The following is an 18,096-nucleotide window of genomic DNA, read 5'->3' on the forward strand; positions in this document are numbered from 1 at the left end:
AAGGGTTCAGAGACTAGGGTATGGAGTCCAGAACGGACAGTAAAACCCCACGAGCGCGTCCCATCCTAACGAGAAAGACGAGGATGATGATATAGTCCGATACTCCAGTGAAAATTGGAGAATATGAGATAAAGAGCTCATATATAACGAATGTAAAAGGTTCTGATGCAGGTACTTCACTGAAAACTATGCTTGCAAACTTAATTCCTAAGTCTAATGAAGCATACGATATGTTTAGTGAGTTGGGATTAATAACAATCGATACTGGAAAAGCAATGCAGTTTCTTGGGGAAAAAGGTATCAAACCAACTTCAACATCCTTTAAAGATGTAACTGGATCTTTATCTGAATACGCAGCTAAACAAGCTGGTGTGAAAGTCGGATCTGAAAAAGCTGAAAAAGCATTCCAAAAATTAACGTTCTCAACTGGAATTATGACGAATGCTTTTTTTGATTCAAATGGAAATTTGAAAGAAATGTCCGATATTGCTGAAATTCTCCAAATGGCAATGCAAGGGTTAACGGCTGAGCAAAGGCAGTCCTACATGTATACGTTATTTGGATCGGATGCTATTCGTGCCGCTAATATCCTTTATAAAGAGGGCGCAAATGGTGTTAAAAATATGTATACAGAAATGTCCAAGGTAACGGCATTAGAAGTTGCTGAGACGAAGATGAATACAACTAAAGGGAAAATAGAACAGTTAAGTGGTGCTGTAGATACACTGAAAAAATCATTCGGTGATGCTTTGTTACCAATATTAGTTGATGTGGTAGAAGGTGTTCAAGGTGTAGTAGATTGGTTTAATAATTTAGATGAATCCACACAAAGTATGATTGCAAAAAGTTCTTTGTTGGCCTTCGGAATAGCAGGGGTAACAACAGCTTTAGGATTCCTTGCTATGGGTGTAGGTGCTTTATTGGCAAATCCAATTGCTTTAGCTATAACAGGAGCTGTTCTTGCAGTCGGAGCGCTGGGTATAGCGTTATTTGATCTGAATGAAAAATCAAAACAGGCTGAATCTCAAGTAGGGAAATTTGGTCAAATAGTGAGCGATGCAACAAGTAAAGCAGCTGGCGCTTATGTGGATTTAAAAGATAAAGCAATTAATAATATGATTGATTTGAAACTTAAAACAGGTGAAGAAGCAAATAAAGCAGCCGATGAAACAATTAAAGCTTTTCAACGAATGACAAATGAAGTCGTTAAAGAGCTAGAAGGTAAGAAAAGCGAGTTTAACAAAATGTTTAGTCAGCTGATGGGAACTGTTCCAGAAGGTGCAAAAGAATCTTTGGAGCAAGTTAGAAATAATGTAATTGAATCTATTAATAAAGAAATTGAAGTAGCTACGCAAGCCGAGAAAATCTTAGAAGAAGGTATCAAAAGGTATCAAGGAGATACCATGAAAATGCCAAAAGATTTCGCACAAAAATTTGATCAAGCCTTACAAGTAGCTGATAAAAATGTTCAACAATTCTATACAAAAGCGAAAGAAATCACTTCTATTTCAAAAGAAATAGAAGCTGGTGGAATGTTATCTGTAGATGCAGGTAAGAAAAGATTTGAGAGCATCATTAAAGTGTATGATGATGGTGTGAAATCTTTAGAAAAGCAAACAAAAGGCTGGCGTGAAAATGTAGAAAAGGCCTTCAACACAGGTGATTACACGCCTGAACAACGTAAAACTACATTAGATGCTATCGCTCTTTATGAATCCAAGCATTTATCTGATCTACAAACCATAAGAGGGGATGCTTTTAAAAAGTTAGAAGAGCATTTAAAAGCTGAAGATGCTTCTATTGTTTTGGCAAATGCCAATAAACTAGAAGCTGAAAATAAAGGTTGGGCTGAAAAGACAAAAGCCTATCTTTTTGGGAAAGAAACTTACGAAGAAGTTTCTAACCGTTTTAATAGTGAGCAAGAAAAAGCTGAAAAGGATCATAAAGATAAATTATTAGCATTTGAATTACAGTATGGAAAATCGAAAATTGAAAGTATAGGAATGTATGTATCTGAACTTCAAAAGGGTACAGAATCCTCTAAATTGCTAGCTGAATCAATGGCAAAAGAAGTTGATGGGAAGATGAAAATTGATTTAGGACCAGCTGGGCAATTTACAATCGATACTTTCTTACAAAAACTCCAAAAAGGTGAATTAGATTCTTCAGCTGTAGCAACCGCAAACGCCAATAAATTAAAAGATGTATATAAAGTAGACCTTTCACAAAGTGGTATTGAGTCTATGCAAAAGTGGATTGAAGGTATCAAAACTAAGGATACAGGAGAAGTAAGAGAATTCCTAAGTAAAAATATGCAAGGTAATACCACGATTGATCTTGGTATCTATGGAAAAATGACAATGGATTCGTGGATAACAGGACTTCAGAATGGAACATTATCATTTGATACAGTATTCCAATTTTTCCAACAAAACGTTAAAAACGGAATGAAGGTTGATGCCACTCAAGAAGGTCAAAACAACATACAAACTTTAATTAATGGAATGCAAATTGGAGCATTATCATTACCACAAGTCGCACAGACTATGGGTCTTGATATTAAAAGTAATGTACAAGTCGACCTTGGGGAAGCGGGACAGTTTAATGTACAGACTCTCGTTCAAGGTATGCAAAATGGCTCTATTAATGCTGAACTAGCAGCTAAGGCGATTGCATTATTAGTTGAAAATGGAGCTAAGTTAGACCTAACGCAGGTCGGATTTGATATCAGTCAAACACAAGCTAATGGAATTTCTGGTAATATGGCTCCTGAGAATGCGGCGACAGGAAAAAAACAAGCTGTTGAAGGGGTTTTGGGTAGTACAACTGATGGTGGCGGTGGAAGTAAAAGTGGGAATGAATTAGGGCAAGGGATAATGAGCCAAGATGGCTATATAAGAGGAAGCGCTTTACAGGTAGTTGCTAGTGCACATGGTGCCTTTGGAACTATAAATGGTAACCCAGCTGGAATTCAGGGTGGACAAGGAGTTAGCAGTGGAATTGTTTCCCAAAATGGTTATATAAGAGGAAGCGCTCTAGAGGCAGTGGCTAATGCTCACGGAGGATTCAACACTATAAATGGTAACCCTCACGGTCAAAAAGGTGGGAATGAATTCTCGCAAGGACTTGAAAATACAAAGGGACAAGCAAAATCGAGTGGTTCTAATGTAGCAGAGAGTGGGAATTCTGGATTAAAAAGCGTTAGTTCTGTTAGCCCGGGTGAAGCGTTTTCGAGTGGGTTTGCTAGAGGTATTTCTAATGGTGAGTGGAATGTACAAAATGTAGCATCTAGTTTAGCGAAAGGTGCATTTGAAGCATTAAAAGCAACACTTAATGTGAACTCTCCATCAAGATTAACACGAGATCAAGGTGGTAAGCCTTTTAGTGCTGGTTTTGCGCTGGGTATTCAAAAAACATCTTATATGGCAGAGAATGAAAGTCGAACTCTTGGGACGAATGCTTATAAGTCTCTTGTAAATACGTTAAAATCTAAGAATTTAACATTTGCAGGTGTTCAAATGGCGCAAGGACTTGCAGCTGGGATTAAGAGTCAATATTCTGTAGTACGAGATGCCCTACAAGATACAGTATCGGGTGCAATGGATGGTATTCGCTCAATAAAACCAGAAGAAATATTTAGTTTTAAAGGTGATGATCCACTATCCAAATATTTTAATGCAATCTTTGTGGATGGAGATTGGCAAAACGATTGGATTACTCATATTCCTGAGAGTATGCGCGATATGGTTAGAGAAATCGGGCGCCAAATGGAACGTTTTGAGGGTCTTTCAATCTACGACGTTGGTAGTCTTTCGAGGTGGCGAGAGGTGTTATCTGATAATCCGAATGTTATACAATACCGACCAGACAACGATAACCCAGATAAAGGGCAATATATGCCATATAGTAACAGAGACCTTGCGCAACAAAGACCAATTCAGATTGTTATGGATAGAATGGTCTTAGCTGAAATGTTAGTATCACCACTAGAGTTGTTGCAAGGACAGAGATTCGAAACAAATTTATATAATGCAGGTGTTAGATGATGAGAGAACAAACACTAACAATAATAAAAGAAAGTGCAGAACCCTTTGTAATTTCGTCAAGTGAAGAGATGATGGTTCTTAATTTCTTACCATCATCTCCAGTATTTAGTAATGAGGAAGAACGTTTCCCTGGAATGCATGGAGTGATAGATTTAGGAGGAACATTTGAAGCTAGAGATTCCATCCGATCGCAAATTGTATTCTTTTCGAAAAACATAGATGAATTTTATAGGATTCGAAACTTTATCTTTCGTTTGTTTGCTTCACAAGAGTTATTTTATGTAATAACCAATAGGGAACCTGAAAAACGTTGGAAAGTCCGAGTAGCTTCAAAATATGAAGTTGAACCTAAAGCTAGTGGGAATTATGGAGAAATTGATTTAGTTTTTAAATCGCCATCTACTTTTTCAGAATCCGTTTATACCACTTTAGAATCAGGGAGCAATGAATATGTATACAATACAAACTCATTTTCTGTATATAATGCTGGTGATGCGAAGATTGATCCAAGAAGCCCACACACGCCATTACTTATTACGTTTAAAGGTGCATCGGATAAGTTGAAAATTAAAAACAAAACAACTGGAGACGAATGGGCGTATAACGGAAAAACAACAGCGGACGATATCATTCGATTAGATCGGGTAAGAAGCACAAAAAACAGCTTATCGATTGTGCGGGATACAAATAAAAAAGTCATTTCATTGAATGCGGGAGTTAATGAATTTGAAATTACAGGCGCTACAGGCGCTTTTTCTATTTCATTTGATTTTCGCTTTTATTACTTCTAAGAAAGGAGTGATAATTTGCAGACTCTCACAATTACCGATTTACAAGGGAATACAGAAATACTTACAGGGTTTAAAAGTTTTAAATGTAATCGCCGAGTAAATGGCGAAAAAATAATAAGTTTTTTAATCTTGCCAACCGAAGGTAATCAACATTCCTTTCCAATGGTTCAGGAAGAACATAAAGTTGAGTTTAAAAATGAAACGTATGTTATTAAATCTTTAACAGAAAGAACTATCGGCAACACCTATTATAAGCAAGTCGAATGTATCCATGATTTCTTTGTAAATATGATCAATAAACAGAAATATGAAGTTCATGATGGGAGCATGCAATTTTTAGATGCTTTGAATTTTGTTTTTAAAGATACAGGATACCAACCAGTAGCAATTGAAAATTTTTACGCCAAGGACTTTCAAAATTTCGGCAAGGACAATCGATTAGCTTTATTAAAGAAAGTCTTAGAGCGTTATAAAGCCGAAATGTCTATCAGTGGGAATATAGTTAAATTTCAAACTCGAATTGGTGAGGACACTGATTTTCAATTTCGCTACAATTTCAACATTAAAACATTTGAACGAAATGTCGATACAAAAAATCTCGGTACCTATATTCGCGGATATGGCGCAGATGGGTTAATGAGGGAATATACAAGCCCTAACAAAGAGAAATTTGGTTTTCTTGAAGCAACACAGATAAATGATGATCGTTTCACAACAACAGAGGGACTAGATCGAGCTTTAAGGGAGGCTATACAAGATGCACCGCTAGTAAGTATCACAATTGATTTTGTGGACTTAAGAAAAGCAGGGTATCCGTATATTGTCCCGAACGAAGGTGATCGAGTCCTTCTTATTTATGAGCCAATGGATGTCGATATTGAAACACGTATTATGGAAATCGAAGAAGAATATGACGCGAATTTAGATCCGATTTCTTGTCGAGTCACATTGGCAAATTACCGGAAAGACTTTGCTGGTACGTTATTACAAAACGTTAATAAAACCCTTGGTGAGATTGTAACCGATGACGGTAAAGTTAGATTCAACGTATTAGATGAAGCTGTAAAACTTGCTACTGAAGCAATTAAGAGTGCTCAAACCGAATTGACTTTCGAAAATGGCATCTTAGCTATTGATAAAACTAACCCTAACAACATGTTAATTATTAATAGTAACGGCGTGGGGATTACTCGTGATGGTGGACATACATTCCAAGAAGCACTTACTTACGAAGGATTAGTAGCAAAAGTAGGTGTTGTTGGTGCTTTTAGTGCAAATAACGTTAGAGCAGGGATTTTAAAAGCTGTTAATAATCGCTTTGGTATCAATTTAGAAGAATCCTCAATTGAATTTTACAGTCTATCCGGATCACCAGCTTCCACCATTTCACAAGCGATAGGGCCAGACGGTAGAGAAATCACATACTGGACGATCGAACGTATCAGAAATCCAAAAGCATCTTTATCTATCGGTGTTCGTAACCCAGATGGTTCAGTAGGTAATAACATCTTTGTGGATGGCGAATCGGGTAATGTTGCTATCAATGCTCCATTCTTTGAAACACACGCTTATCAAAAAAACTTTGGATGGGTCGATTTTGCAGGACCAATTAACTTTACACCATCATCTTATGTAAATTCGCAACTACAAGGGACATCTTGGACGATTGATAATATTGGTGGTCATCAAGGTGCTATTTTTGCGCCTAAGAAGTCTGGTACAGGATCACTTGGAACGACTACCTGGACATGGGCTGAAATGTGGGCAGCGAAGTGGAACGGTGTAGCTTTCAGTGATTTTACTACTCGCGGAATTTTTGAAGCGCGTGTGAAAGTGGTAGACGGAGCTTTCGATAGTGTCCGAAGTACGATGGATCGTGTGAATAGAGAATCTGTCGATCGTGACAACGCTATGAGGAAAGACCTTGATAGGGTGAATGATGAGTCTATAGGACGTGATAATACCATTATTAGAAATTTAGATACATTTGCAGAAGAAGCGCGTAGAAGATTATCGGCGTTAGAAAGTAAGGTGAAATAATGAACAAAGATAAACTTATCTTACAGATTGCGATGGAAGAAATATTTCGATTAACCGCTGACAATATAGCGTTAAAAGCACAAATACAAGCAATTACGACACAACAGAAAGAAGGTGAGATAAATGAGAAACGAGACAGTCATAATTGATTTATCTAGTCCTTCACTAGCCAAAACAATTTATTCACGTCAAAACGACAAAAATGGATTGAAGTTAACGGTTTATCTTAGGGAGTACGGGAAACCCGTTGATTTAACAGGATATGCGGTGAAATATGAAGCGGCAGGTCAATCAAGTAACTTTGTTCGTGTGGATGCAAAAGTTACTGATGCAACAAAAGGAATCTTTGAATATATCTTTTCGAAAGAAGCGGTATCTACATCTTCATTATGGTTAGCCTATTTCGCTTTTGAAAAAGGTGAAGAACGTTTTACCACACAAGATTTAAAGATTGTGTTAGGAAGCGATGTGAAAGAAGGTTCTATCCAAATAGAAAACTATATTGCAGAGTTTGATAAGCTCAAGAAACAGATAGATGCTTTGCAAATAGCAGTCGATAAGGCAGACGTTGTAAAAAGGTCTGGTGGAACTATGACAGGAAACCTCTCCTTAGATAGAACAGATAATACCGTTACAAGAGATCTTAGATGGACGACAGGAGGAAGTTCTGACGTATATGTCGGTCTCGATAATGCTGGGTTGTGGAGAGCGTATGCTACAGGGTTAGGGATGATTTTCTCTTACAATAAAGACACTAAGGAATTTAATGTTCCTGGTAGCACAAACCTCCTAAAAAAATCAGGAGACACGATGACAGGAGACTTAAAAACCGCAGGATCTGCTATGTTTGACTCGTTAGGTTCAGGTATCGTCCAAGGTGGCGGCGCATCAAGTCTGCGTTGGCGAATGTATCAATCTTCGAACGGAGAATGTTCATTTGTACCTAGTACAACTGTTGGTGGTAGTGATTGGGACTGGAATAAGGCATTTCGAATTAAACCCGATGGTACCATCAATCAAACGACGGATACCAATTGGACAAACTTAACACTAATAAACGGTGTAACAAATCAATCCGGTAAAACATCCCAGATAAAACGAACAGGGAATACAGTTTGCCTTAATATGAATGTTATAGGTGTGAAGAACAATCACATTATCGCTTCCCTTCCAGCAAATTTCCGACCTGTAAGGGACTTAACATTTTCGGCAACTTATGTTTTAAACAACTTAGATACGAACACAGGATTTATTACACTTCGCGCAGATGGATCAGTACATTGTGAGTGGATAGCGGAAGGGACAAACCCTTTGAAATACTGGTCATTCACACTCACATACATCATCTAAAAATAAAAGAATAGGAGATTTTAACATGAAAACTTTGTATTTATATGATAAAGAAACGGGCGCTTTCACAGAAACAAAAATGATATCTCCAGTTTTTAAATCTTTAAATAAGTTGGAAGATAGAAAACAAACATTTGATATACCAGAAATCGTAACTGTAAAAACTACTCATAAATATCTTGATACAGATGGTAGTTATCAAGAAAAAGAAGTTGAGCGAAGAAAGTTACAGTACACACCAGTCGAGTTAAGTTATCAAGAAGAAGTGTCCGATGGTTATACAGAGATTTATGAATATCCTGACTACCCTTACACGGAGATTCCTTTACCTGTTCCGAACTGGAAACCTGTATGGGATGGCGAAAAGTGGATTGAAACCATTACAGAGGAAGAGTTAGAAGAAATGAATAAACCTAAACCACAGGAACCATCCGAGTCAGAACAGCTTAAAAAGAAATTGGCACTAACAGAGAAGGCTTTGGACGATTTAATAATGGGTAATAACACGTATAAAAAGGAGCTGTAGAAAAATGGCTGAGTACATGGCGCAACGAGTGATTGATGGAGTTTTTACGTATATTGCTGTTATTACAAAACTAGGGGCATATAAAGAAAGAATTGATAAATATTTAACTGAAAACGGAAGAGCAGATTTAATTACGGATAGCGCACAATAGTGGGCTTTTTATTTTGCATAAAGGAGTGAAAAGATGGATCGTATTGATGTATTAATGAAAACATTTGTAGCTGCGTTTGGCGGATTCTGTGGGTATTTCTTGGGAGGGTGGGATACAACATTGAAAGTTCTAGTTATCATGACAGCTATCGACTACCTCACAGGAGTATTAGCAGCAGGAATTAACAGAGAGTTAAAAAGTAAAGTTGGATTTAAAGGCATCGCCAAAAAGGTGGTGCTTTTTCTTTTGGTTGCTGCAGCCACTCAGGCCGATACCGCTATAGGGACAAATAGTGCTATTCGTGAAGCGACAATCTTTTTCTTTATCGGAAACGAATTGCTTTCACTTTTAGAAAATGCTGGTCGCATGGGAATTCCTTTACCTTCAGCATTAACAAACGCAGTTGAAATTTTAGGTAGTAAACAAAAACAAGAAGATAAAAAAGGAGATGTTCAATAATGGGTAAATTTGCTGGTTCAGGTGGTCATAATTCTATTGTACAAGGTGCAAACAGTATTTATGGAAAAGAACATGTAGAGGATAGACGTTTTCTTGATGCTGTTGCTAAATATGTACAAGCAGCAGGATGGGAATTTGTTAATTGCTCTGATGAAGTAGGAACAACACAAACCGCAGTTTGGAATAACGCAGCAAATAATCATTTGCGTGTTGCAGATAGTAATGTAGATTTACAGTTTCATCTAAATGCTTTTCCAGGTGGTACAGGCTGCGAAGTTTGGTTACATCCTTCATATGGAAATAGAGAGTTAGCAGCAAAGATTTCTAAAGCAATGGCTAATGCTTTTGGATTAAGAGATCGTGGTATCAAATTCTCAACCGAACTAGGATGGATCAATAAGACAAAAACGGGATTGTTACCGGAAATTTGTTTTATTGATAATGAAGAAGATATGAATAAATATCGCGCTAACTTTGACAAAGCAGCAAAGGCTGTAGCAGAAGTTATTATCGGCAGAACAATTAACCCACCATTGCCAGAAGATAAAGATACTAGAACAAACGCCCTTTTACCTTCTGACTGGCAAACAAACAATCTAGGCTTTTTAACATGTTTAGAGCGCCAATCATGGGTTTACAGAGAGCCGAATGAATCAGCGCAAGTTGTAGGTAAAATTCCACTAGGTAGTAAACATGTGTATTTAAAAACAGCATGGGATGGAAACCGTTTCTGGTTCCAAATTGCAAATGATAACTGGGTTCCAGAATCAGCGATGCATATTGAAAAAGATGGACGAAGTAAAGGCGTCATTTGGAATGAATGGGATGGTTTAGAATGCTATCACCATGCAAATTACAATAGTGGAATCCGTGACCGTGTAGGTGTTGGGCAATGGGAAGTTGAGTTTCGTGATGGTAATTGGATTTACATTAAAGATAAAGGTTGGATTGAATTTGACGAAAAAGTTATTCGTTGGATTCGATAGTAATGTGATTATTACAAAAGAATAGTTTTATAAAAAAAGAGCCGTTGATGAACGGCTCTTTTTTTTATTTGCCCTTATAATCATCTTCAATCCAAATATCTTCTAAACGCATATCCAACACCTTAGCTATTCGATACGCAACAGGCAAGGTTGGGAGTCCCCCTTTTAATAAATTAGTCATTGCAGAATTACTTATATTAGATTTTTTTGCGATATATCCATATTTGATGCCTTTTTCATCAAGAATTTGCTTTAGATGACTTCGCATAATTTTCACATCCATTTTAAATTTTTGCTTGTCCATATAAATATTTTGAGAACGGACGTGCAAAATCCTCTTTTCTAAGTCATATACCTTTATTAAGACCGCGAGGAATACCAAGTGGAATCAAGGACATCAAGAAGGGAGAGGGCGCGCATGCGTTGGCAATATTCACACTTGAATGAAACACCTTATCTATATCCATCAAAGGAATTGAGAAATATGTATAGAGGTTCCAATGGTAAGAAAGAAACAAATACAATTGTGGACCACATGGAAAGACATGAAGTTTTTAACAATCGTGAATATAAAGGATATTACCGCTTATCAAACGATATTATGGATGATTTATATGAAGATAAAGACGAAGTGTTGGAGTGGGGAGATGTTATCAATAAGTATCAACCTGTAATGACTCCAAAGGGACTACAACTCATTAGAAAAGAGGGGTTTAAATGACAATCGTGGGAGAAGTGGTAGTTGTATGGACGGCAACGGGCTTGTCAGTGATTACGATGAAAGTCGCAGAGAAAATGGGGCAGTGTGTTCCACATTGGCTTCCACATATGACCATGTACACAACACTCGCAGGCTCGTTTTTGTATCTTCTACGTTATGTTCTTTTCGCATTTCTATAAAGGAATAGGGTGATGGAATTGAAGTAGATAGAGGCAATAAGGAAACTTCCTTGTATGAACGATGTTTATTAACGAGGGAGTTTTATACCCAATAAAGGGTATAAAAAGGGGGAGGAAAATGATCGAATTATTGTTGGTGCCAGCTGCAGGTTTAACAGTTGCATTGTTCGGTGATAAGTTCAAACGCAAAGATGATGATAAACGTAAGATACAAGTATTCTTTGAAGTATCGGGAATTGCAATCAAAAGAGAAGATAAATTACATTATCCAAAGTTTCAAAAGCAAGTCGATGATGATCGCAGTACAACTTTTATTTACACCTTACCTGTTGGTATGCCGAGTAAAATAATCCAAAAGGTGGAGGATGTAGTGAGCGAAGGATTAAATAAACCCGTTCGAATCCAATACGACAATTACAGACTGAATATCCGTGTATTCCATAAAGAAATACCGAAGAAATGGGATTGGTCTACAGGATTAGTGACAAAAGGAAAATGGTGTGTACCTATTGGCCAGAGTCTAGAAAAAGTTATTTACCATGATTTCGATGAAACACCACATATGGCAATAGGTGGCTTAATTCGAATGGGGAAAACGGTGTTTTTAAAGAATATGTTTACTACCTTATCGTTGGCTAATCCTAATCACGCGCATTTTTATTTAATTGATTTGAAAGAAGAAGGATTGGAATTCAGTGAGTATAAGAAACTGCAGCAAGTTGAAATGATAGCAGAAACACCACAGCAAGCACATGCGATGCTTATAAAAGTTATGGAGAAAATGAGTGAGCGCGGAAAAATCATGAAAGAACGTGGGCTGAAAAATATCGTTCATACCAAAGAAAGAGATCGTTATTTTATTGTTATCGATGAAGGGGCCGTATTAGCTCCCGCAAAAGGATTGCCAAAACCGCATAACCAAATGCTAGAAGAATGCCAATATATGATTAGTCACATCGCAAGGGTAGGTGGAGCATTAGGGTTTCGGATTGTTTTTTGCACGCAATATCCAACTAGTGATTCCCTACCAAGGGTTGTAAAACAGATGTCTAATGCAAAATTAGGTTTTAGATTACCTACACGTACTGCATCTGAGGTTGTAATAGATCAGCCAGGATTAGAAGCACTGCCATCCATTCCAGGAAGAGCCATTTACATGAAAGATATCTTTACTGAGTTACAAGTCCCGTTTATCGAAGATGAGATCATGTGGAAGCATCTTAGAGAATATGAGGTGGATAAGGATGAGCACATTGAAGCGACTGAAAAAGGAACGTCAAATGATGATACTTGCGACGATTAGAAAGCTACAGTTTGCTACAAGAAGGCATTTAATGTGTGTGCATGATATGGGTGGTATACGGAATGCAAATCGGATTATGAAAGATTTAACACCTTTTATAAGTCGTGTAACTTACTATAAAGAATATGTGTACTACTTAAATAAAGAAGGGCATGCATTATTAGGGGAAGGAAAGGTTGTTTCTAGAAATAGAATGGAGCATGCGATATTGAGAAATGAAGCATGGCTGCATTTATTTTGTCCTGATGATTGGCAAATTGAAACCGAAATACGTTACAAGAAAGATGGTGAGAAAAAAAGAATCATTCCTGATGTGAAGTATCGAGATGAAGAAGGGATTCTCCATGCAGTCGAGGTAGACCGTTCGCAGAAAATGAAAATGAATGAAGAGAAGTTTAAAAAATATGAAGAGCTTACGCAAATTTATAAACAGAAGCACAAAGGGAAAATGCCAGTTATTCATTTTTTCACAGTGACAAAATACAGGGAAAAGAAATTAGAAGAATTAGCGGTTAAATATGATGTTTTGTTGAGGGTTTATGTACTAGAAGATCTTTAAAAACAAAAATAATTATGGGCATACTTACTAAAAAGAGAGTGGTAACTAAAATAACCACTCTCTTTTGACCACCGACCACAAAAATGACCACACACTTAAAACAAATCAAATACATTCAACGCACAGAATTACATTACTTTTTTATTTTCTTTGCAATAGAATACACAACAGTAGTACAAGTTACATTAAATGATATGATATACTTTATACAGCTCATGTAGAAAATGTAGTGAAGCTTGTTAGAAAGTAAAGTGTATTCATATTCCCTCACGATATGAGGGAATATTTTCTATGAAGGAGAATAAAATGAATAATTATAAATTAACGATTCAGTACGATGGTGCACGTTTTAAAGGATGGCAACGTCTCGGTAATAACGATAATACGATTCAAGGGAAAATCGAAAGTGTTATATCTGAAATGGTCGGAAAAGAAATTGAAATTATCGGTTGTAGTAGAACAGACGCTGGTGTACATGCTTTGAATCAAGTTGCTAACTTTCAAAGTGATGAGAAGTTAGTGGAACATAAAGTGAAAAAATATTTAAATCAATATTTACCTAACGATATTAGTATTACGGATGTAGAAGAAGTTCAAGATCGATTCCATGCTCGTTACAACTCTAAAGCAAAAACATACCTTTATAAGATTTGGAATGAAGAGCATACAAATCCATTTATGCGTAAATACAGCATGCATGTGAATAAAAAATTAAATGTGAAAAGCATGAAAGAAGCTGCGAAACATTTAGTTGGTTCACATGACTTTACTGCTTTTTCAAATGCGAAATCAAAGAAAAAGTCTATGGTTCGAGAAGTATATACACTTGATGTGATGGAAGAGGCAGGATTTGTACAAATTAGAGTAAGTGGCAACGGATTCCTTCATAACATGGTACGAAAAATTGTTGGGGCATTAATTGAAGTTGGATTAGGACAATTAGATGCAGAAGCAATTCCACATATTTTAGAGGCGAAACAACGCAATCAAATTAATTGCCTTGCTGAGGCGAGTGGTTTGTATTTGGAGAATGTTGAGTTTTAATAATCAGTAAAAAAATCGAGCTGTGTAGGCTCGATTTTTTTATGTTTTGGTGTTAAGAAGATTGTTCTTTCTTCATACGTATCTTCAAATTCCAAAAAACAGCAAGCATAATGGCTGCAAAGGAGCCGCTAATTGTTGCGAATAGCTTTGCATAAGGAAAGCTGTTCATATCCATGAGTAACATCATACATACAAGGGTAGGGAAGAAGGCTAAGTATTGTAATAACTTTAATTTGTTATCATTACTCATATATATCATTCCTTTCTAGTACGTTATATGTTTATTGTAGCATATTTTACCAATTCTTATTTACACTTGGAAGCAGATTTATCCTGCATTAACAGGAAATAAAGGTCCAATTAGTGAGGGTGGACAAAACCTCCACAGATTAAAGTTTCACTTCATTTCATATGTGTAAATGCAATTTTTTAATTCGATATTGTAAGTTTTGCCTACTTAATCCCAAAAACTTTGCAGCCTGTGAGATATTACCGTGGTACTCTTTCAGAATTTGATTGATGTAGTTCTTTTCCATTGCCTCTATTGTGTGCTTTAACGTTTTAGGTGCATCAGCATCGTTATTAGTTAGGAAAGGTTGCATATTGAATTCTTTTTTTATTCGTTCACGAAAGTGAGTGGGAAGATGAAACGCTGTAATGATATTTTCTTCTTCAACTAAATTCATTGAACCTTCAATGATATGTTCTAATTCTCGTACGTTTCCAGGCCAATCATATGCATACAAAAATTCTCTTACATGTACATCTAGATCCGTCACGCTGAGCCCAAATTGAATGTTGTACTTTTCGATAAAGTGCTGAACAAGAGCTGGAATATCTTCTTTTCGTTCGCGTAAAGGCGGGAGGCATAAAGTAACGACGCTTAATCGGTAATATAAGTCTTCCCGTAATCGATTGTGTGTAATAGCTTCAAGAGGGTCCTCATTAATAGTTGCTATAATACGAACATCAATTTCTTTTTCTTGTGTGCCTCCGATTCTTCGTATTGTTTTTTCTTGTATAGCTCGTAGTAATTTCGCTTGAAGAGCTGGACCTAATGAGTTGATTTCATCTAATAACAAGGTACCTCCGTTTGCTTCTTCAAATAAACCAGCTTTATCGATGGCTCCTGTAAATGCACCTCGGTTCGTACCAAATAATAAGCTTTCCATGAGTGTGTCAGGTATGGCGGCACAATTTTGTGAAATAAATGGTTTTGTTGCACGCTGACTTTCATTATGGATGCTTTGTGCAAATAGTTCTTTACCGGTCCCTGTTTCTCCTACGAGAAGTATGGATGAGGATGTACGAATTACTCTCTTTGCTTCTGTAATGACGGATTGAATAGCGCTAGAATCACCAATTATGTGATCAAAGGTAAACTTATTATTTGGTTTTCGAGAAAGGTTTGTTTTCATTGTTTGTTTGGAATGGTTAATTTCTGTTGAAATTTCAATAGCACCTTTAATTTTTCCATTTTCTATTATAGGGAAAGTGTTGTTAATCGTCGTAATTTCTTGCCCTTTATTGTTAAAATACGTTTGTTTTATATTTTTGTTTGTTTTTCCTAATTTTAATGCCTCTATAAGAGTACTATTTTTATTTTCTTCAAATGCGAATACTTCTAAAGGACTTTTATATAGCACATCTGAGCGTTCCATGGATTCAATTTCCATCATTTTGCGGTTGTAGATAATCGTTTTACTTTCCTCATTAATAATATGAATCCCGATATCGAGCTCATTGAGCAAAGTTTCATATAGCATATTCATTTCAATGATCTGTTTAAAATTAATTTCTTCTGTACGCATAGATTATCTTCTCCTCATTTCACCCTATGAAGACTGACTTTTTATAATTTTATTAAAATTCTTATAAAATCGCAAAATTTTTTTGCTATTTTCCTTTTAAAACTTCTCAAATGATAGAAAAATTTTGCGGTTATGAAGATTTTTTTTTGAGAAACCTTCATTTTAAATAGGAATTGGATATTGGTACGCATTTTGCATAAATAATAGTTGAAATCTCTAAAGGAGGGATATGCAACGTTTCAGTAGCGATTAATAAGAAGGAGGAGTTTATAAAGTGAAGATGGTTATAGAAGGCGTGTATAGTCCTTGTTACGGGAAAGTAGAGAAGCTATTTGTTGCGGAAAGTTCATACGTATACGAGTGGGAGAAATTAGCGTTAATTGAAACAATAGATAAACAGAAAGTAGAAATTAAGGTAGGAATCAGTGGGTATATCGAATCATTAGAAGTAGTAGAAGGACAAGCTATCGCGGATAAAAAGTTATTAATAACAGTGAGGGATGATCTTTTAATAACAGGTAGTGATTAATCTATGTATTTTGCTCTTTTCAATAATTTTTTTAATATGAATGATTTTAAAAACGCTTACATGAAGTGGGTTTCCAAAGGGAAAAGTGGGGGATTTATATGATGGATCAAAACCAAGGGTTAAAACGGGAATTGAAAAGCAGGCACATATTTATGATTGCACTTGGAGGAGTTATTGGTACCGGTCTTTTTTTAGGATCTGGGTATACAATTCATGAAGCTGGGCCTGGAGGAGCGATTGTAGCGTATCTTGTTGGAGGATTTGTTATGTATTTAACGATGCTCTGTCTTGGAGAGTTAGCTGTTGCGATGCCCGATGCAGGATCTTATCAAACGTATGCTACAAAGCACATTTCCCCTGCAGCGGGTTATGTAGTCGGATGGATGTCATGGCTAAACTGGTCTGCTACGATAGGGATTGAACTGATTGCAGTTAGTATTTTAATGAAACGATGGTTTCCTGATGTACCGTCATGGATTTGGTGTGTAGCGTTTGCGGTGCTTCTCTTTGCTATCAATGCATTATCTTCAAGAAGTTTTGCAGAAGTTGAATTTTGGTTTGCAAGTATTAAAGTCATTACAATTATTGCATTTATTATTTTGGGCGGGGCAGCAATGTTTGGTTTTCTAGATATGAAGGGAAATGAACCAGCACCAATGTTCTCTAGCTTTACTGATTATGGTGGGTTGTTCCCAAATGGATTATCAGCCATTTTAATTACGATGATTGCAGTTAATTTTTCTTTCCAAGGAACGGAACTAGTTGGTATTGCAGCTGGAGAGAGTGAAAATCCAGAAAAAACGATCCCGAAGGCAATTAATAATACAGTTTGGCGTATACTTGTGTTCTTTGTATTATCTATTTTTATTCTTGCAGGACTATTCCCTTGGCAGCAAGCGGGAGTAATAGAAAGTCCATTCGTAGTTGTATTTGATAAAATTGGTATTCCTTATGCAGCTGATATTATAAATTTCGTTATTATTACAGCGGTTCTATCCGTTGCGAATTCAGGGTTATATGCAACTTCTCGTATGCTATGGTCTATGTCTAATCAAGGAATGATTAGTCCAATTTTCGGTAAGTTATCTAAAAATGGTGTTCCTATTTATGCATTGATTGTAAGTACAATTGTAGGGTGTCTTTCATTACTATCAGGTATTTATGCGGAAGATACAGTTTATTTATGGCTACTTTCTATTGCCGGATTTGGGGCAATATTAGTTTGGGCATCTATTGCTCTATCTAACTTATTAGCTAGAAGGTCATATATTAAGCAGGGCGGGGATGTGAATGACTTGAAATTTAAAACCCCGCTATATCCATTCGTACCACTCCTTGCATTAACATTAAATGTAACAGTTATAATTGCTATGGCTTTTATCCCAGAGCAAAGAATGGCGTTATATTGTGGAATTCCATTTATGATTGTTTGTTTACTGTTTTACCGTGCGACAAAAAATAAGGGAAGCAAAATAGAACATGTTGAAAAGGTAAATACAACAGAAGCAGAAAGTTTATAAATATAATTAGAAACTTATGCTGAAAAAAGAGACTGTAAAATTGTAAACAGTCTCTTTTTTTGTGACAATAAAGCTGGAAAC

General features: G+C 36.4%; 19 protein-coding genes. 16 read left to right on the forward strand and 3 right to left on the reverse strand.

What is annotated here, in order from left to right; all coding sequences use genetic code 11:
• Positions 1-107 precede the first annotated feature (107 nt).
• The 9 genes from MR115_RS21575 to MR115_RS21615 are packed head-to-tail and all read left to right on the forward strand — an operon-like array spanning position 108 to position 10,349.
• Positions 108-4,046 (forward strand): phage tail tape measure protein, encoded by a 3,939-nt coding sequence (locus MR115_RS21575; protein ID WP_242242720.1) that lies wholly within the window; start codon positions 108-110, stop codon positions 4,044-4,046.
• On the forward strand, positions 4,046-4,837 hold the full coding sequence (locus tag MR115_RS21580) for a phage tail domain-containing protein (protein WP_242242721.1): 792 nt from the start codon (positions 4,046-4,048) through the stop codon (positions 4,835-4,837). Before MR115_RS21575 ends, MR115_RS21580 begins: the two co-directional genes overlap by 1 nt.
• A 15-nt stretch (positions 4,838-4,852) precedes the next feature.
• Positions 4,853-6,877 carry a phage tail protein gene (locus MR115_RS21585; RefSeq protein WP_242242722.1) on the forward strand — a complete coding sequence of 675 codons (2,025 nt, stop codon included), beginning with the start codon at positions 4,853-4,855 and terminating at the stop codon, positions 6,875-6,877.
• A complete protein-coding gene (locus tag MR115_RS21590) occupies positions 6,877-7,026 on the forward strand; it encodes a hypothetical protein (RefSeq protein WP_242242723.1) in 150 nt (49 codons plus the stop codon). The genes MR115_RS21585 and MR115_RS21590 overlap by 1 nt, the downstream gene beginning before the upstream one ends.
• Positions 7,001-8,227 carry a BppU family phage baseplate upper protein gene (locus MR115_RS21595; RefSeq protein WP_242242724.1) on the forward strand — a complete coding sequence of 409 codons (1,227 nt, stop codon included), beginning with the start codon at positions 7,001-7,003 and terminating at the stop codon, positions 8,225-8,227. The genes MR115_RS21590 and MR115_RS21595 overlap by 26 nt, the downstream gene beginning before the upstream one ends.
• 25 nt (positions 8,228-8,252) lie before the next feature.
• Positions 8,253-8,753: a hypothetical protein gene (locus tag MR115_RS21600; protein WP_242242725.1), complete on the forward strand. Its 501-nt coding sequence runs from the start codon at positions 8,253-8,255 to the stop codon at positions 8,751-8,753.
• Positions 8,754-8,757: 4 nt separating this feature from the next.
• Positions 8,758-8,904: a hypothetical protein gene (locus MR115_RS21605; protein ID WP_175361206.1), complete on the forward strand. Its 147-nt coding sequence runs from the start codon at positions 8,758-8,760 to the stop codon at positions 8,902-8,904.
• A 33-nt stretch (positions 8,905-8,937) separates the two neighbouring features.
• Positions 8,938-9,363: a phage holin family protein gene (locus tag MR115_RS21610; RefSeq protein ID WP_242242726.1), complete on the forward strand. Its 426-nt coding sequence runs from the start codon at positions 8,938-8,940 to the stop codon at positions 9,361-9,363.
• Positions 9,363-10,349, forward strand: a complete 987-nt coding sequence (locus MR115_RS21615) for an N-acetylmuramoyl-L-alanine amidase (RefSeq protein ID WP_242242727.1) — start codon at positions 9,363-9,365, stop codon at positions 10,347-10,349. Before MR115_RS21610 ends, MR115_RS21615 begins: the two co-directional genes overlap by 1 nt.
• Positions 10,350-10,413: 64 nt before the next feature.
• Here the strand turns inward: MR115_RS21615 and MR115_RS21620 are convergent, their stop codons facing one another.
• Positions 10,414-10,617: a helix-turn-helix transcriptional regulator gene (locus tag MR115_RS21620; protein WP_242242728.1), complete on the reverse strand. Its 204-nt coding sequence runs from the start codon at positions 10,615-10,617 to the stop codon at positions 10,414-10,416.
• A gap of 150 nt (positions 10,618-10,767) precedes the next feature.
• On the opposite strand from MR115_RS21620, the gene MR115_RS21625 reads away from it, so the two are divergent.
• From MR115_RS21625 to truA, 5 genes are all read left to right on the forward strand, one after another.
• Complete coding sequence (locus MR115_RS21625; protein ID WP_242242729.1) at positions 10,768-11,070, forward strand: hypothetical protein; 303 nt, start codon at positions 10,768-10,770, stop codon at positions 11,068-11,070.
• Positions 11,067-11,249: a hypothetical protein gene (locus tag MR115_RS21630; RefSeq protein WP_242242730.1), complete on the forward strand. Its 183-nt coding sequence runs from the start codon at positions 11,067-11,069 to the stop codon at positions 11,247-11,249. The genes MR115_RS21625 and MR115_RS21630 overlap by 4 nt, the downstream gene beginning before the upstream one ends.
• Before the next feature lie 118 nt (positions 11,250-11,367).
• Positions 11,368-12,552, forward strand: coding sequence for an FtsK/SpoIIIE domain-containing protein (locus MR115_RS21635; RefSeq protein ID WP_242242731.1), 1,185 nt, complete (start codon positions 11,368-11,370; stop codon positions 12,550-12,552).
• Entirely contained in the window at positions 12,494-13,111 is a 618-nt protein-coding gene (locus MR115_RS21640; protein ID WP_242242732.1) for a replication-relaxation family protein, read from the forward strand. Before MR115_RS21635 ends, MR115_RS21640 begins: the two co-directional genes overlap by 59 nt.
• 306 nt (positions 13,112-13,417) lie before the next feature.
• Entirely contained in the window at positions 13,418-14,155 is a 738-nt protein-coding gene (gene truA / locus MR115_RS21645) for a tRNA pseudouridine(38-40) synthase TruA (RefSeq protein ID WP_061676723.1), read from the forward strand.
• Between the two features lie 52 nt (positions 14,156-14,207).
• Here truA and MR115_RS21650 read toward each other — a convergent pair whose 3' ends face one another.
• On the reverse strand, positions 14,208-14,405 hold the full coding sequence (locus MR115_RS21650) for a hypothetical protein (protein ID WP_242242733.1): 198 nt from the start codon (positions 14,403-14,405) through the stop codon (positions 14,208-14,210).
• Between the two features lie 157 nt (positions 14,406-14,562).
• Positions 14,563-15,966 carry a sigma-54 interaction domain-containing protein gene (locus tag MR115_RS21655; RefSeq protein ID WP_242242734.1) on the reverse strand — a complete coding sequence of 468 codons (1,404 nt, stop codon included), beginning with the start codon at positions 15,964-15,966 and terminating at the stop codon, positions 14,563-14,565.
• Positions 15,967-16,240: 274 nt separating this feature from the next.
• On the opposite strand from MR115_RS21655, the gene MR115_RS21660 reads away from it, so the two are divergent.
• Positions 16,241-16,495 (forward strand): biotin/lipoyl-containing protein, encoded by a 255-nt coding sequence (locus tag MR115_RS21660; RefSeq protein WP_242242735.1) that lies wholly within the window; start codon positions 16,241-16,243, stop codon positions 16,493-16,495.
• Positions 16,496-16,593: 98 nt separating this feature from the next.
• Positions 16,594-18,015, forward strand: coding sequence for an amino acid permease (locus tag MR115_RS21665; RefSeq protein WP_242242736.1), 1,422 nt, complete (start codon positions 16,594-16,596; stop codon positions 18,013-18,015).
• Positions 18,016-18,096: the final 81 nt, after the last annotated feature.

Origin of the sequence: Bacillus cereus group sp. BfR-BA-01309, from assembly GCF_022664315.1 — a bacterium.
Lineage (GTDB): Bacteria > Bacillota > Bacilli > Bacillales > Bacillaceae_G > Bacillus_A > Bacillus_A mobilis.

Excerpts from the sequence above, each read along its gene's own strand:
- MR115_RS21655 (WP_242242734.1), bottom strand. The coding sequence starts at position 15,966 with ATGCGTACAGAAGAAATTAATTTTAAACAGATCATTGAAATGAATATG.
- MR115_RS21610 (WP_242242726.1), top strand. The coding sequence starts at position 8,938 with ATGGATCGTATTGATGTATTAATGAAAACATTTGTAGCTGCGTTTGGC.
- MR115_RS21590 (WP_242242723.1), top strand. The coding sequence starts at position 6,877 with ATGAACAAAGATAAACTTATCTTACAGATTGCGATGGAAGAAATATTT.
- MR115_RS21650 (WP_242242733.1), bottom strand. The coding sequence starts at position 14,405 with ATGAGTAATGATAACAAATTAAAGTTATTACAATACTTAGCCTTCTTC.
- MR115_RS21620 (WP_242242728.1), bottom strand. The coding sequence starts at position 10,617 with ATGCGAAGTCATCTAAAGCAAATTCTTGATGAAAAAGGCATCAAATAT.
- MR115_RS21615 (WP_242242727.1), top strand. The coding sequence starts at position 9,363 with ATGGGTAAATTTGCTGGTTCAGGTGGTCATAATTCTATTGTACAAGGT.
- MR115_RS21665 (WP_242242736.1), top strand. The coding sequence starts at position 16,594 with ATGATGGATCAAAACCAAGGGTTAAAACGGGAATTGAAAAGCAGGCAC.
- MR115_RS21635 (WP_242242731.1), top strand. The coding sequence starts at position 11,368 with ATGATCGAATTATTGTTGGTGCCAGCTGCAGGTTTAACAGTTGCATTG.
- MR115_RS21630 (WP_242242730.1), top strand. The coding sequence starts at position 11,067 with ATGACAATCGTGGGAGAAGTGGTAGTTGTATGGACGGCAACGGGCTTG.
- MR115_RS21625 (WP_242242729.1), top strand. The coding sequence starts at position 10,768 with ATGCGTTGGCAATATTCACACTTGAATGAAACACCTTATCTATATCCA.
- MR115_RS21600 (WP_242242725.1), top strand. The coding sequence starts at position 8,253 with ATGAAAACTTTGTATTTATATGATAAAGAAACGGGCGCTTTCACAGAA.
- MR115_RS21605 (WP_175361206.1), top strand. The coding sequence starts at position 8,758 with ATGGCTGAGTACATGGCGCAACGAGTGATTGATGGAGTTTTTACGTAT.
- MR115_RS21595 (WP_242242724.1), top strand. The coding sequence starts at position 7,001 with ATGAGAAACGAGACAGTCATAATTGATTTATCTAGTCCTTCACTAGCC.
- truA (WP_061676723.1), top strand. The coding sequence starts at position 13,418 with ATGAATAATTATAAATTAACGATTCAGTACGATGGTGCACGTTTTAAA.
- MR115_RS21580 (WP_242242721.1), top strand. The coding sequence starts at position 4,046 with ATGAGAGAACAAACACTAACAATAATAAAAGAAAGTGCAGAACCCTTT.
- MR115_RS21640 (WP_242242732.1), top strand. The coding sequence starts at position 12,494 with ATGAGCACATTGAAGCGACTGAAAAAGGAACGTCAAATGATGATACTT.